Genomic DNA, 15,468 nt, shown 5'->3' with positions numbered 1-15,468 from the left:
CCGGGAATGCTGAAAACAAAGCCAAGGACGTCCTGAGTGAAAGGGACACCGCGACTCCGAAAGGGTAAAGGCCATGTCGAACGATAAAGAAACCGGCGAACATTGCATAAATAGCACTATCGAACCCTGTCGCTCTCGTTCCGAGTCCCCCTATTGGAACGGTCACCCCCCTCATCAAGACACCTCGCACGCCTCCCCTTCCTTGGACCCTCAGGTCAATGATGGAAATTGCCCCTCGATCAATAAGGCTGCTATTGCCAATATCCAGGTGAGTTCTACGACGCTGAATGAAGAGCTGATCACGGCGAGGAAACTCTGTCGCCAATCGAAGTCGGCAGTCGTTGCGATGTTCAGTGATGCACGAATGGGGCGTGCCATTTCCATCGACCAAGCGGATAAACTCGTCGACGATATAACCCGTTCAATCATGCGTCACCCAAGTGCTTTCATCAGCCTGGCCCGACTTAAAACGGCGACTGAATACACGTATATGCATTCAGTCGCCGTCAGCGCCCTGATGATTGCCGTGGCTCACCAGCTGGACTTTCCTGAAGAGCTTATTCATCAAGCTGGACTTGCGGGTTTATTGCATGACATTGGCAAGATGGCCATTCCCGGCATCATTATTAACAAGCCGGGAAAACTGACCGATGATGAATTCGCGGTCATTCGTCAACACCCGCGGCTAGGCGCGCAAATATTGCGAACCTCGGCACCGCTGTGCGAAACGGTGATAGACGTGTGCCTGCATCATCACGAAAAAATGGACGGGTCTGGCTACCCAGATCGGTTGACCGGTGAGCAGATAAGCCTCTTCTCCCGCATGGCGGCCATTTGCGATGTCTATGACGCAGTCACATCGGAGCGCCCCTACAACGAAGCCTGGTCCCCCGCCATTGCCATTCAAAAAATGTCGGGATGGAATCGACATTTCGATAAAACGGTATTCCAGGCCTTTGTGAAGTCAGTCGGTATTTATCCGGTTGGCTCCATTGTCCGCCTCAGCGGCGGCGCTATCGGCGTGGTCACTGAACAGAACCCATGTTCGTTATTGAGCCCAAAAGTAAATACCTTCTTCTCCACCTCTTCAAACGCCTACGTCACCCCCTCGATCATCGACTTGAGTGAGCCGACCTCAAGCGAAAAAATCATTGAACGAATCACGGCAAAACAATACGGCTTCAAAAATACAGAAACATTGTGGAGCGAACTTCCCGCATAAAGCTGACACCTAGCGAAATAACCCAATTGCTGCCCCAGCTAAACGACGAATCGACCGAGGGTATGGCTTTAGCCGACAAAAAACAGGCGCGATGGGATAGTTCTTCTATGCTTGGTTCACTCAAAGGAGTTCATCCCTGTGCTCGAGCCCGAAGCCCGACTTCTACACGTGCACTCCCTCAAGGCTGCTTGCTCCAACTGCAGCGTGCTCGAACTGTGCCTGCCCATTGGCCTGACGGGTGGTGAAGTCGAGCGCCTCGACACGCTGATCGCCCAGCGGGTCAAGGTCAAGAAAGGCGCTGCGCTGTATCGCACCGGCGACCCTCTGCGCTCGTTGTATGCAGTGAGATTGGGTTTCTTCAAGACCAGCGTCCTTTCGGTAGACGGTCGCGAACAGGTCACCGGTTTCCAGATGCAGGGCGAAATGCTTGGCCTGGACGCTATCAGTACCGATCACTACGCCTGTAATGCCATCGCGCTGGAAGACAGCGAAGTCTGCCCGCTGCCTTTCAACCTCCTGGAAAAACTGGCCCACGACTTACCGTCGTTGCAGCACAACCTGAACAAACTCCTGAGCCGGGAAATCGTGCGCGACCACAGCATGTTGTTGATGCTCGGCAACATGAACGCCGACGAACGCCTGGCGGCGTTTCTACTGAACCTCTCCCAACGGCTTAACATGCGCGGTTATTCCTCCAGGGAATTCGTGCTGCGCATGAGCCGCGAAGCCATCGGTTCCTACCTGGGCCTGCGCCTGGAAACCATCTGCCGGGGCATCGCCCATCTGCGCCAGGAAGAACTGGTAGACATGCATGGGCGCAATGTCACGATTCTGGATTTACCCGGTCTCAAGCAAAAAGTCGCCGGTTGCCATCGTCATTCCGAGCTGTGATGCCTACCCCGCTTGACATCTGATCTACATCAATACCCCCGAATGCCTACAGGTCGACATTAAGACTCAACGTTCGAACCTCTGCCTCGACGAAGGTTACCGAACCTCCCGTCTCATGGAGGCTTTGATCATGGCAACGCACCTGCAAGGTACAGAACCGGTCATCCCGACCACCACACCTCACCCTTTGGCCGGCAGTTTGCGAAGCGAGCACCAATCCGGCGACCACAGAAAATCCCCCTGTGGGAGCGAGCTTGCTCGCGAAGGCGCCCGGTCAGCCTGCCTCAATATTGAATGTACCGCCGTCTTCGCGAGCAAGCTCGCTCCCACAAGGGAATGGCGGTGAGTCCGAACTTCCAGCCCACCCCCGAACCACTGTGGGAGCGGGCTTGCTCGCGAAGGCGGTGGGTCAGAGTTCGACGCTATCGCGGTACTCCGGCACCGACACCGACCAACCCAATTCGTCGCGTATGCGGTGGCGCAAGACATCGGACGCATTGGGCTCGCCATGCACGACATAGGTGTGCCGGGGTGGTGTCTTGAAGCCGCGCAGCCATTGCATGATTTCGTCCGCATCGGCATGAGCCGAGAGCGTTTGCATAGGCACCACTTCGGCATTGATCGGCACGTCCTTGCCGTGGATGCGCACCGCAGGCTCGCCCGCCACAATCCTCGCACCTCGCGTACCGCCTGCCTGGAAACCGGGCATCAACAAGGTGTTGATCGGGTTGGGCGCCAGGCTCTTGAGGTGGTGCAGCACGCGCCCGCCGGTGGCCATGCCACTGGCGGCGATGATCACCGCCGGGGTGCGTTGCAGGTCCAGGGCCATGGAGTCCTTGACCGAGCGCACCGGATGGGCGATGTGGCACATACCTTCGCACTCCTCCTTGGAGAGACGATGCTCGTCACCAAAGCGCTGGTACAACCGGGTGACGTCGATGGCCATGGGGCTGTTGAGGTAGATCGGGATATCGGGGATCGCCCGGCGTTGTTTCAGGCGATACAGGTGGTACATCAGCAACTGGGCACGGCCAACCGTGAACGAGGGCACCAACGTGATGCCACGGCGCAGCGCGGTGCGAGTGATCACCTCAGCCAATTGATCTTCCGGCGACTCGTGTGGGTGTCGACGGTCGCCGTAGGTGGACTCCACCAGCAGGATATCCGCCTGCTCGATGACCTTCGGCGCGAACATCACCGGATCCTCGGGTCGCCCCAAGTCCCCGGAACACACCAGCGTCACCCCACCGGCCTGGACCTGTACCGTCGCGGCACCGAGGATATGCCCGGCGCGACGCAGCAAGATGGTTATTCCTCGGGCGATCTCCACCGGGTGTTCGAAGGCAATCGGACGCAGCAGTTTCAGCGCTCGTTCAGCGTGTTCACGGGTGTACAGCGGGAAGGCCGGCGCGTGTTTGGAAAACCCCTTGCGGTTGGCGTATTCGGCTTCTTCTTCCTGCAAGCGAGCGCTGTCGCGCAGCAGGATCTTCACCAGCTCGCAGGTCGCCGGCGAGGCATAGATGGGACCGCGATAGCCATTACGCACCAGCACCGGCAGGTAGCCGCTGTGGTCCAAGTGGGCGTGGGTCAGTACGATCGCATCCAGGTCACGCATCGGCAGTTCGAAGGGATCCCAGTTGTGCAGGCGCAACTGCTTGTAGCCCTGGAACAGGCCGCAATCGATCAGGATGCGCTGATCGTCATGTTCCAGCAGGTACTTGCTGCCAGTGACCGTACCGGCGGCCCCAAGAAATGTCATGCGCATGGCGGTGCTCCTGGACAATCGATCGTTAGTCTATTGGTCCCATTGTTTGACCTCGTTGCCGTTGATCTTTGTCAACAACCCAGCGGTCAAGCCCGGTTCATCACACCGCCAGAACACTGCACGACACCTGGTACAGGATGTGTTCGGTCGTGCTGCCCAATAGCCCATACAGATCGTCGTGCTGGAATCGCCCCATGACGATCACGTCCACTTCATGCTCCAGGGCAAATTCACTCAAGGCCGAGACCGGATGCCCCAGTAGAAAATGCCTGCGCTCGGCCGGCACACCAAACAGGTTCGCCAGTTCCAGGAAGGTTTTTTCCAGGCTCCTGCGCAGTTCCTTGCTGAGCTGCGACAGCGACAGGCCGCCACCGCCCGCATCCCCCAGATAGACTGACGACACCTCATAGGCGTGAACCAGATGCAGCTCGGCGTCGCACTGTAAGGCCAGGCTCATTGCCTGGCGGATGATCCGGTCATTCAGCCCGCTGTTCTGGGCAAACGCACTGGAAGGGTCCACCGCCGCGACCACCGTACGCGGCAGCGCATGACCGGTGGCCCCCACCAGGTACATCGGCACCGGGCAGTTGCGCAGCAGTTGCCAGTCCAGCGGGGTGAAGAAAGCCCGCTTGAGCATGGGCTCGTGTTGTACCTGCTTGATCAGCAAATCCGGCTGGATCTGCGTAACGTGTTGCAGGATCTGCTTGCCCATCTTCTGGGCCCATTCCACCTCAGTGGTGACCCGCAGGCCACGGCGACGCATCTTGTCCGCCTCATCCTCCAACCAATGACGATGGTCCTGGAGATAGTTCTGCCGCGCTTCCTCACGAGGCCCCTCTTCGAGCAGCGAAAAAATGTCCAGCGAGGGAATCGAGGCCGTGACATGCAAGTGCGCGCCATTGGCCGCCGCCAGGGCCGCGGCGTGATGCAGGGCGGGCGAATGACGTTGTGCCGGGTTGAGGATCAGCAACAGGCGTTGGTACTGGCTCATGATGGGGCTCCAAAGTCGGGCTCGAACGCCACGGCGCAGCGTCGATGCCATGAGGCATGTTGACCGTCATTGCGGCGTCGGCGTCCAGCGCCAATTCAAGACTTCGGGCATATCCTGCCCATGCTCGATGAGGTACAGCTGGTGCTTTTCCATGGTTGCCCAGTAGCGATCCCGAGCACTGTCCACCAACGGCTGCAACCGTGGCACGCGCTGGATGACATCGAGCGCCAGTTGGTAGCGATCCAGGTGGTTGATGACCGCCATGTCGAACGGCGTCGTGGTGGCGCCCTCCTCCATGAAACCGCGGACATGGAAGTTATCGTGGTTGTGACGCTTGTAGACCAGCCGATGGATCAGCGACGGATAGCCGTGGAAGGCGAAAATCACGGGTTTGTCCACGGTAAACAGCCCATCGAACTCGGCGTCCGGCAACCCGTGGGCATGCTGTTGCGGCGGTTGCAGGGCCAACAGGTCCACGACATTCACCACCCGCACGCGCAGGTCGGGCACGTATTCACGCAACAGCGTGACAGCGGCCAGGGTTTCCAACGTCGGCACGTCACCAGCACAGGCCATCACCACGTCCGGGTCTTCGTCGTTGTTGCAGGCGAAGGCCCAGCGACCGATCCCGACCGAGCAGTGCCGAACGGCCGAATCGATGTCCAGCCACTGCCATTCCGGCTGCTTGCCAGCCACGATCACATTGATGTAATCGCGGCTCTTGAGGCAGTGATCGGCCACGGACAACAGGCAATTGGCGTCTGCTGGCAGGTAGATACGCACCACGTCAGCGCTCTTGTTCGCCACCAGGTCGATGAACCCCGGGTCCTGGTGGGAAAAGCCGTTGTGGTCCTGACGCCAGACATGGGACGTGAGTAGGTAATTGAGCGAAGCAATCGACGCGCGCCACGGGATCTGGGCGGCGGTCTTGAGCCATTTGGCGTGCTGATTGAACATCGAATCGACGATGTGGATGAACGCCTCATAGCAGGAAAACAGCCCATGCCGGCCAGTCAGCAAATACCCCTCCAGCCAGCCTTCACACACTTGCTCGCTGAGGATTTCCATCACCCGGCCGTCGCACGCCAGGTTCGTATCGCCCGCCTCCAGCGCCGCCATCCAGGTTTTGCCACTGACCTCGTACACCGCATCAAGGCGATTGGAGGCGGTTTCGTCGGGGCCGAACAGGCGGAAATTGCCTGCCCGCAGATTGTGCTTCATCACATCACGGACAAAACCGCCCAACACCCGGGTGGCCTCTGCCTGCACGCTGCCGGGCGCGCAGAATTGCACGGCGTAATCGGTGAACCTGGGCAGTTCCAAGGGTTTGAGCAGCACGCCGCCATTGGCATGGGGATTGGCGCCCAGGCGCCGATGTCCCGTCGGCGCCAACGCGGCAATGTCCGGCAGCAACGCACCGTTGTCGTCGAACAATTGCTGCGGACGGTAGCTCTGGAGCCATTGTTCCAGTTGCGTCAAATGCACGGGCAGCTCGAAGTGGCTCAGCGGCACCTGGTGGGCGCGCCAGGTACCTTCGATCTGCTGGCCATCGACGAACTTCGGACCGGTCCAGCCCTTGGGCGTGCGCAACACCAGCATCGGCCAAAGCTGGCGTTCCAGGGTACGTCCCGACGAATCCGCGCGGGCCATGCACTGGATTTCGCGAATCTTGAGCAACATGCCGTCCAGGGTCCTGGCCAACTGTTGGTGCACCGCTTGTGGATCGTCGCCTTCGACAAAATAAGGATCGTAGCCGTAGCCATACATCAGGGCCGACAGCTCGTCTTCACTGATGCGCGAAAGCAGCGTGGGGTTGGCGATCTTGAAACCGTTGAGATGAAGAATGGGCAGTACGGCACCGTCACGCCTGGGGTTGAGGAACTTGTTGGAGTGCCAGCTCGCCGCCAACGTACCGGTTTCGGCCTCACCGTCGCCGATGACGCAGGCCACGATCAAGTCCGGATTATCGAACGCTGCGCCATAGGCATGGGCCAGGGAATAACCCAATTCCCCACCTTCATGGATGGAGCCGGGAATCTGCGCGGAGACATGGCTGGATAAGCCATAAGGCCAGGAAAATTGCCGGAACAAACGCAACATTCCGTTTTCGTTCTGCTCCACCGAGGGATAACACTGGGTAAAACTGCCCTCCAGGTAACTCTGGGCGACGATGGCCGGGCCGCCATGACCGGGACCGGTGATCAGGATCATGTTCAAGTCACGGGTCTTGATCAGGTGATTGAGGTGCACGTAAATCAGATTCAGCCCCGGCGTCGTGCCCCAGTGGCCCAGCAGGCGCGGCTTGACGTGATCGCGTTGCAGCGGTTTGCGCAGCAGCGGGTTGTCCTTGAGGTAGATCTGGCCCACGGCCAGGTAATTGGACGCACGCCAGTAGGCGTCAATGCCTTTCAATTGGTCGGGGCTGAGAAAATCGCTCATCACGCTCTCCGCAAAAAACAGGGCTGCGATGCTTGATTCTGGAACGCTGGAATGCGCGCGACTTGATTTACATCAGAACCAGGGACGTCAAGGTCATACAAGGTGCTTGCTCGATGCTCTGGCGCCCGCTCACTGGCCTGGCGGTTTTCGAACAGATCCAACGCACGTCCGTGCCAGGTACTCATCCCTTGACCGCCAGCACACTGCCCGGCACCGAGTACAAGGCGCGTTCTGTCGTGCTGCCAAGCAAACGCTCAAGACCGGCGCGGTGCACAGTGCCCATCACCACCACGTCGGCCTCGAATTCGTCGATGAACGCCTGGATGACCGGCACCGGCAGGCCAGCGACAAAGTGCCGACGTTCCGCCGGTACGCCACAGCGCTCGGCCAGGCTGATAAACGCCGCATGCAGCGATTCGCGCAGGGCGTCGGCAAAGTCGTCATCCCAAGCACCGGCCAGCAACGAGGCTTCACCATTGAAGGCCGGCGACAGGTCGCAGGCGTACAACAGATGCAACGAGGCGTCGCATTGCCGGGCCAGCGCGGTGGCCGTCTGGACGATACGCTCGTTCAACGCATTGGCCTCGGGGTCCGAGGGGTCCACCGCCGCCACCACCCGGCGCGGCAAGCCGTGTACCGCCTGGTTGACCAGATGCACCGGCACCGGACAATCGCGCAACAAATGACAGTCCAATGGCGTTGCGAACACGCGCTTGAGCAACGGTTCGAGGGTGACGTCCTTGATCAGCAGGTCAGGCTGGAACTGCTCGACGTAGCGCAGGATGTCCAGCAACGGATGAAGGGTCCACACCACGTGAGTCGTCACATCCAGGCCTTCCTCCCTGAGCAGCGCCGCCTCCTCCACCATCCAGCGGCGGTAGCGGTGCAGATAGCGCTGCACACTCGCTTCATCGATTTTTTCACCCCATAGGTGAGTGCGGGCCGGTGGCTGGACGAACGCGCACAAGTGCAGTGCTGCGCCGCTGGCCCGGGCCAGGGCACAGGCCCTGCGCATCGCTGCGCAGGGGTGCAGATCAGGTTCGACGATCAATAGCAGACGCTGGTATTGCCCCATCGCACACCTCCATCGGATTGCCCACACGAAATCCAAAACCTTGCACCGGCCTTTTCCGACGCGATCTTCAGCGTGCGCCCATCAAGGCTCCGGACGGTTTGATCTGAATCAAAGGCAAGACAATCGACGGACGGATACGCGGGCACTGATCCAGATCAGAATCGATCGCCGTGGCGGGCGTAGAACAGTATCGAATGCGCAGCTTTTTATCGCACCGCACGTGCACATCCGAGGGAGGATCGCACCATGCTCACTGTCAAAGACCACAACGAACGCGCCGCAGCCCTGTATGCCAGCATCAGTGGCAAACACTGGATCCAGGCACTCAAGGACGGCCGGCATGTCTTGATCCGCCCGCTCAGGGACCAGGATCGCCAGCGCGAATACGACTTCATCATGCGCCTGTCACCGGAGTCCCGGCACATGCGCTTCCTGGCGCAGATCAATGAGCCGGGGGCGGCGCTGCTCGATCAGTTGATGGACGTCGACTGCAAGACGCGCATGGCCTACATCGCCCTGGTCCATGACAACGGCGAGCTGATCGAGATCGGGGTCAGTCGCTATTGCGCGACCCAGGAACACGAATGCGAGAGTGCGGTGACGGTCGCCGACCCTTGGCAACACCTGGGGCTGGGGACGTTGTTGATGGAGCACCTGATCGACACCGCGCGTAAAAACGGCTATCGCCAGATGTACTCCGTCGATGCGGCCAGCAATGCCCCGATGCGGGACTTGGCCCATAGCCTGGGTTTTGAAACCCACAGCGATCCTGATGACACCCGGCAAGTCATCCACCGGCTCTACCTTTAGCGCCGGACGCTGCGCGAGGCCTTGGTATGGCCTCGCGCAGCGTTGATCCCGTCACGCTTGCGGCTTGATTGCCAAAACGCTGCAGGGCGCCCGTTGCAGCAGGAGTTCGGCGGTAGTGCCCAGGCGCTTGTCCAGGCCACGATGCGCCGTGGTGCCCATGACGATGACATCGATCTGGTGATCGCTGGCGAAGGTGCAAATGCTGTTCAGCGGCGCCCCTTCGATGAAGTGGCGCTGCTGCGGTGCCACCCCATGCCGCTCGGCCAGGGACTCGAACACCTCATGTTGTGCCTGGCCCAATGCTTCGTAGAGCCCGGTGGCCAGGGGCAGCGCACCCATGCCCATGTCCGAGGCGTAGACGGCCGTCCAATCGAAGGCGTGCAGCAACTCGACCTGGGCGTTGCATTGTTCCGCCAGTTTGACCGCGGCGTCGACGATCTGGTCGTTGAACACCAGGTCCTGCTCCTCGCTGCGCAACACATCGACAATCGCCAGGACCCGCCGAGGCCGGGGGTTACGCGAATCCGTGACCAGATGCACTGGCACCGGGCAGTCGCGCAGCAAGCGCCAGTCCAGAGGCGTGAAAAACACCCGCTTCATCGCCGGTTCCGGCTGCGCGTCCTTGATGATCAACGCCATCGGCATCTCCTTGACGTATTGCTGCAAGGCTTGGAAGGCATCCTTGCTCCAAACCACCTCGCAGGTCACCTCGACGCCGTGCCGGCGCGCCAGTTCGGCCTGCTGCCACAGCCAATGCCGATGGGTTTCCAGATAGCCCTCACGTGCTTGCTTGACCTGCTCCGGGGCGAACAGACCGGCCACCGAGAGCAACTCCAGGTAGTCGAACGCCACGATGTGCAGGGGCAGGTCCAGCGCCAGGGCCAACTCGGTGGCGCGGTCGAACGCCGGCGTACGGATCATGGCGTCGGGCGCCACTAGCAATAAACGTTGAGTCTGGGACATGGAACACCTCGGCACGTGGCTATAGCCACTTAAAGGATTGAGGGTTCCAGAATGGACGCCTGTCAGATAAAGGACTTGATCTTCATCAAACAGCCATCATTCATTCAGGCTGACAAACTCGGGAGCAACAGCCCCGCCCACATCGCCAGCGTGACCAGCACCTGGCCGGGAATCACATACCCGGCGAACCGTCGCCCGCCACTGAGCCAGGCGACGGCGCATTTGCTCAGGGAGTTGCTGCTCAGCGCCATCAGGACCGGCACGGCGACGCCGTCGAAAGGCAACAACCCGCCCTTGGCCAGGGAAGCGATAGAGGCCGTCGAGGCATGGGCGTCGAGCAACCCGCTGAAAATCGCGGTGACGGTCACCCCGGCCTGGCCAAACACATCAAGCATTGCCGACGAGAGGACGGTGATAGCGGCCATCGCCAGCACCATCGTCAACGCCAGCTTGAGGCTGAAGGCACCGCCATGCTTGATGGGTTCACCGGCCCGCGCCCTTGGTCGGGGAAACATCAGCACGCCGGCGTAGAGCAATACCATCAGCATCCCGCACACCAACGGCCCCCACATCCAACGCAGCAGCGCGGGGTCCACGGCCGCGAGGATCAGGCCCATTTGAGTCACCGTCGCCAGGTTGGATAACATCGCCGCGGCGCTCACCACCTTGAGATTGATCGGCTCTTTGGCCGCGATACCCCCCATGGTCGCGACAGTCGCCGTAGCAGAAGCGAACCCCGAGGCAATCGCACTGAGGGCGTAGCCATAGCGGGTCCCCAGGGTTCGAACCGCGACATGGCCCAGTGCACCCACCGCCATCAGCATGACGGTGAGGGTGCACAGGTTGCGCAGGTTGATGGCGTCATAAGGCCCGAGGAATCGATCCGGCGCCAGCGGCAGCACGACCAGCGCGGCGATCAACAGCACCAGGCCATCGCGCAGCTCGGTGGCCGTCAATTGGTTGCGGGCAAAGTGGTGCAGAGCCTGGCGGCTGGCGAGCAGCCCGGCCATCACCACGCCAATCGCGGTCGCCAGGCCCGGGGCGCTTGCACAGAGCGCACCCAGTGCCAATACCGCGAATAACGCCACCTCGCTGGTAATCCCCGGGTCCTTATCGAGATTTCGCCAATAGGCCACGGTCACCAAGGCGCCCAGGGCAAGGGTCATGCCCCCCAGCAACAAGGGACCGCCCGCCTGGATCGCCAGGTAGCCGAGCACCGACGTGATGGCGAAGGTGCGCAGGCCGGCGAAGTCGCGCCGGTCGCCCTCGCCTTTGCGCCGTTCGCGTTCAAGCCCCACCAGCAGGCCGATTCCCAGCGCGGCGGCGGCATTGGCGAAGGCCAGGGTTTCAGTCATGGTTACGGCTCTCTGGCGCCCTGGGGCGACTGATCATGCTCAAACATAGCGCGATTGCCTCGCCGCTGCTGCCTTCGATGCAACGCTTTGAAGCGTGTTTGATGCAAATCAAGTTAGCGGGCTCCATGACGCTCATGATTGATGACAGACACCACGCCGCGCGAAACCTCGCCCGGCGCCAACAGGTCCTTGCCCGGGAGGTTTGTCATGTCCACGCAATCACGCTTGATGCTGGTCGTCTCGCCACTGATGGAACACAGCCCGGCGTTCGACCGGGCCGCCGCACTGGCCAAGGCCGAAGGCGCCGCGCTGCATATTGTCGCGTTTGACTACCTCGAAGGCCTGGCCACGGCCGGCCTGGTCAATGAGCAGGCACTGGAGCAGATGCGCCTGGGCTACATCGAGCGCCATCGGCAGTGGCTGGAGGAACAGGCCAGGCCCCTGCGCAAACTCGGTATCGAGGTCACGACAGAAGTGACGTGGGTCGAGCGCCCCTTGCAGGAGATCCTGGTCCACCTCAAGGAAGCGCCGATGGATGCGCTGATCAAGTCGGTGGACCCCGAGTCGTGGTTTTCCCGCCTGATGTTCACGCCGCTGGACGTGCACCTGCTGCGCGAATGCGAAGTACCGCTGCACTTCGTCAACAAAGTCACCCACGCCCGCCCGCGCAAGATCCTGGCGGCCATCGACCCGTTTCATCAGGACGGCCGCTACGAAGGCCTCAATGAGCGGATCCTGAGCGAAGCCAACAAACTGGCCAGTAGCTGCGACGCGACGCTGGAAGTCATCTACGCCTATGACCTTTCGTCCATTACCGCCGCTGAATACGGTTTTGGCAACGGTTCGATGTTCTTCTCCTCGACCCTGGCCCGCCAGCTCTACGAGTCCCAGGGCGCCGCCTTCGATGCCCTGGCCGAACGCAATGGCATCGCCGCGGACCAGCGACGCATGATCATGGGTGACCCGGCCAAGGTGCTGGCGAGCTACGCCGCGTCCCATGACATTGATGTCATCGTCATGGGCCGCGTGCGCTACGGCAGCCTGGACAAGCTGATCGGCAGCACCGTCGAAGGCCTGCTGTACAAGATGCCCTGCAGCGTGTGGGTGATTGCGCCGCAGCAAGTTGGCTGAGGCGGACCTGCGCCGATGGCCTGCAGAACAACCGCTCCGCACCCACAGGAACGCGGCTGATGAACCGACCGAGCAACATACCAGCGGCGCACCCGACAACGCCCTCGCAGAGCCTGGCCTGGTACACGTTGCCCGCCGAACAGGCGCTCAAACACCTGGGTGTCGATGAGCAAGCCGGGCTGGACATCGCCGAAGTCCAGGCCCGGCTTGAACGTACGGGTTTCAACCGGTTGTCAGCGTCAGCCCGGCGGCCAGCGTGGCGGCGATTTCTGCTGCAATTTCATAACATCCTGATTTATGTGCTGCTCGGTTCCGCTGCCATCACCGCAACGCTGCAGCACCTGTGGGACACGGTGGTCATTCTCGCTGTCGTGGTGGCCAATGCGATCATTGGCTATGTCCAGGAAGGCAAGGCCGAGCAGGCCATGGATGCCATCCGCAACATGCTGGCGCCCCGTGCAACGGTGATACGTGCCGGCGAACGCCTGGGCATCGCAGGCGAGGAACTGGTACCCGGCGATATCGTCTTGCTGGAGGCCGGCGACAAAGTCCCGGCGGATCTGCGCCTGCTGCATGCCAATCGGCTCCAGGTCCAGGAAGCCATCCTGACCGGAGAGTCCGCACCGACTGAAAAAAATACCGAACCGGTGCGCATCGAAGCGGCCCTGGGTGATCGTGCCTGCATGGCCTTCAGTGGCACCCTGGTGACCTGCGGACAAGCAACAGGGGTCGTTGTCGCCACGGCAACCTCGACTGAAATCGGGCGCATCAGCAACCTGCTGTCGGCAGTGGAGCCACTGACAACACCCCTGATACAGCAAATGGACGTCTTCGCCCGCTGGCTGACGCTATTGATTTTGCTGATCGCCGGCCTGCTACTCGCTTATGGTCACTTTGTCGGGCATTACGTCTTCACGGAGATCTTCATGGTCGTGGTGGGCATGTCGGTCGCGGCCATACCCGAGGGGTTGCCCGCCGTACTCACCATCACCCTGGCGGTGGGCGTGCGGGCGATGGCCCATCGCAACGCCATCGTTCGGCGCCTGCCGGCCATCGAAACCCTGGGTTCGGTATCAGTCATCTGCACGGACAAGACCGGCACCCTCACCCGTAACGAGATGATGGTGGCATCCGTCGTCACCAGTGACCTGACCTTCACGGTCGACGGTGTCGGCTACCAGCCTTCGGGCAACATGAACCTTGCCGATCAGTTGATCGATACCTCCCATCACCCGGTGCTGGCCGAACTGGGGCGCGCGACCAGCCTTTGCAATGACGCAAGCTTGAGGCAGCACGAAGACACCTGGAAAGTCGAAGGGGATCCCATGGAGGGCGCATTGCTGGTGTTTTGCGCCAAGGCCGGCATCAACGGCGCAGAGGAACGCGGCACCTGGGCCCGCACCGATGCCATTCCGTTCGACGCCAAACACCGCTTCATGGCGACGCTGCATCACAACCATGACCGGCAAGCCGCGATTTATGTCAAAGGCGCTCCAGAGCAGATTCTGACCATGTGCACGCGCCAGCGTAGCAGCACGGGGGCAACGGCCCCGCTCGATGCCGACTATTGGCACACGCAGGCCAATGCCATCGCCGGCAAAGGCCAGCGCGTGTTGGCGCTCGCCATCAGGTCAGTCCCGCCCGAACACACCCTCCTGGAATTTGCCGATGTGCAAGGGACACTGACCTTGCTGGGCCTGGTCGGGATGATCGACCCGCCCCGCCCGGAAACGATCCAGGCGATCAAGCAATGCCAGGCGGCCGGCATTGTCGTGAAAATGATCACCGGCGACCACGCCGGCACCGCCTGCGCCATCGCTGATCAGATCGGCCTGGACAACCCCGACAAGGTCCTGACCGGCAACGACCTGGACGCCATGAACGATGCCACCCTCAGGGAATCGCTCAAGCAAGTGAACATCTTCGCGCGTACCAGCCCCGAACATAAGCTGCGGCTGGTGACGTTGCTGCAACTCAACGGCATGACCGTGGCCATGACCGGTGACGGCGTCAACGACGCGCCAGCGCTCAAACGCGCCGACGCTGGCATCGCCATGGGCGGCAAAGGCAGTGAAGCGGCCAAGGAAGCCGCAGACCTGGTACTGGCGGACGATAACTTCGCCTCCATCGTGGCCGCTGTGCGTGAAGGACGGACGGTCTATGACAACATCAAGAAAGTGCTGAGCTGGACGTTACCCACCAACGCGGGCGAGACAATGACCCTGATTGTCGCGCTGCTGTTTGGCCTTACATTGCCAGTCACGGCGATACAGATCCTGTGGATCAACCTGATTACCGCCATCACGCTGGGTATCGCGCTGGCGTTCGAACCGACCGAAGACAATACCATGCGCAGGCCACCGCGCTCACGACAGGAACCGTTGATCAGCGGCGCACTGGTCTGGCATATGGTGCTGGTTTCCATTCTGTTCCTGTGCGGTGTCTACGGGATCTTTACCTATGCCCTGGACCGAGGCTACTCCGTCGAACTGGCCCGCACCCTGGCGGTGAACACCTTGGTCGTGATGGAAATTTTCCACCTGTTCTTTATCCGCAATCTCTACGGCACGTCGCTGACCTGGAAGGGCCTTCGGGGTACGAAGGTTGTGTGGGCGACCATCGCGGTGGTGACCGTCGCTCAGTTCGCCATCACCTACGCGCCGCCGCTGCAAACCGTGTTCGCGACCCAAGCGGTCCCCTTCATGGACGGACTGCTGATCATCGCGGTGGGCGTTGCGCTGTTCGCCATCATCGAAATTGAAAAACAGCTTCGACTGCGTTTAACCGAGTCCGATCGTCAACCGTGACGATCACTCCCCTGCCCAC

At 60.9% G+C, this 15,468-nt stretch carries 11 protein-coding genes; 5 read left to right on the top strand and 6 right to left on the bottom strand.

Annotated elements, in window-relative coordinates; all coding sequences use genetic code 11:
- Window positions 1–73 precede the first annotated feature (73 nt).
- Together AD662_RS13365 and fnr are read left to right on the top strand one after the other, a co-directional pair.
- Window positions 74–1,222, top strand: a complete 1,149-nt coding sequence (locus AD662_RS13365; RefSeq protein ID WP_082308748.1) for a cyclic di-GMP phosphodiesterase — start codon at window positions 74–76, stop codon at window positions 1,220–1,222.
- A gap of 138 nt (window positions 1,223–1,360) precedes the next feature.
- Window positions 1,361–2,113 (top strand): fumarate/nitrate reduction transcriptional regulator Fnr, encoded by a 753-nt coding sequence (gene fnr / locus AD662_RS13360; RefSeq protein WP_053187881.1) that lies wholly within the window; start codon window positions 1,361–1,363, stop codon window positions 2,111–2,113.
- Between the two features lie 409 nt (window positions 2,114–2,522).
- Here the strand turns inward: fnr and AD662_RS13355 are convergent, their stop codons facing one another.
- The 4 genes from AD662_RS13355 to AD662_RS13340 all read right to left on the bottom strand — a co-directional run bounded on the left by AD662_RS13355 (window position 2,523) and on the right by AD662_RS13340 (window position 8,383).
- Window positions 2,523–3,878 carry an MBL fold metallo-hydrolase RNA specificity domain-containing protein gene (locus AD662_RS13355; RefSeq protein ID WP_053187876.1) on the bottom strand — a complete coding sequence of 452 codons (1,356 nt, stop codon included), beginning with the start codon at window positions 3,876–3,878 and terminating at the stop codon, window positions 2,523–2,525.
- A 100-nt stretch (window positions 3,879–3,978) separates the two neighbouring features.
- Window positions 3,979–4,869, bottom strand: a complete 891-nt coding sequence (locus AD662_RS13350) for a universal stress protein (RefSeq protein WP_053187873.1) — start codon at window positions 4,867–4,869, stop codon at window positions 3,979–3,981.
- A gap of 66 nt (window positions 4,870–4,935) precedes the next feature.
- Window positions 4,936–7,308 carry a phosphoketolase family protein gene (locus AD662_RS13345; RefSeq protein ID WP_053187870.1) on the bottom strand — a complete coding sequence of 791 codons (2,373 nt, stop codon included), beginning with the start codon at window positions 7,306–7,308 and terminating at the stop codon, window positions 4,936–4,938.
- Between the two features lie 181 nt (window positions 7,309–7,489).
- Window positions 7,490–8,383 (bottom strand): universal stress protein, encoded by an 894-nt coding sequence (locus tag AD662_RS13340; protein ID WP_053187867.1) that lies wholly within the window; start codon window positions 8,381–8,383, stop codon window positions 7,490–7,492.
- A gap of 246 nt (window positions 8,384–8,629) precedes the next feature.
- On the opposite strand from AD662_RS13340, the gene AD662_RS13335 reads away from it, so the two are divergent.
- A complete protein-coding gene (locus tag AD662_RS13335; protein ID WP_018602132.1) occupies window positions 8,630–9,193 on the top strand; it encodes a GNAT family N-acetyltransferase in 564 nt (187 codons plus the stop codon).
- 51 nt (window positions 9,194–9,244) lie between these two features.
- Here AD662_RS13335 and AD662_RS13330 read toward each other — a convergent pair whose 3' ends face one another.
- Together AD662_RS13330 and AD662_RS13325 are read right to left on the bottom strand one after the other, a co-directional pair.
- Window positions 9,245–10,156 (bottom strand): universal stress protein, encoded by a 912-nt coding sequence (locus AD662_RS13330; protein WP_053187863.1) that lies wholly within the window; start codon window positions 10,154–10,156, stop codon window positions 9,245–9,247.
- Between the two features lie 104 nt (window positions 10,157–10,260).
- A complete protein-coding gene (locus tag AD662_RS13325) occupies window positions 10,261–11,511 on the bottom strand; it encodes an MgtC/SapB family protein (protein WP_053187860.1) in 1,251 nt (416 codons plus the stop codon).
- Window positions 11,512–11,718: 207 nt separating this feature from the next.
- Between AD662_RS13325 and AD662_RS13320 the strand changes: the two genes are divergently transcribed.
- Both AD662_RS13320 and AD662_RS13315 read left to right on the top strand, forming a co-directional pair.
- Window positions 11,719–12,642, top strand: coding sequence for a universal stress protein (locus AD662_RS13320; protein WP_018602123.1), 924 nt, complete (start codon window positions 11,719–11,721; stop codon window positions 12,640–12,642).
- A gap of 59 nt (window positions 12,643–12,701) precedes the next feature.
- A complete protein-coding gene (locus AD662_RS13315; RefSeq protein WP_053187857.1) occupies window positions 12,702–15,449 on the top strand; it encodes a cation-transporting P-type ATPase in 2,748 nt (915 codons plus the stop codon).
- The last annotated feature ends 19 nt before the right edge of the window (window positions 15,450–15,468 follow it).

Source organism: Pseudomonas kilonensis (assembly GCF_001269885.1).
GTDB lineage: Bacteria > Pseudomonadota > Gammaproteobacteria > Pseudomonadales > Pseudomonadaceae > Aquipseudomonas > Aquipseudomonas kilonensis.
Note: the sequence above shows the minus strand (reverse complement) of the source record. Positions and strands in the feature narration are given on the sequence as shown.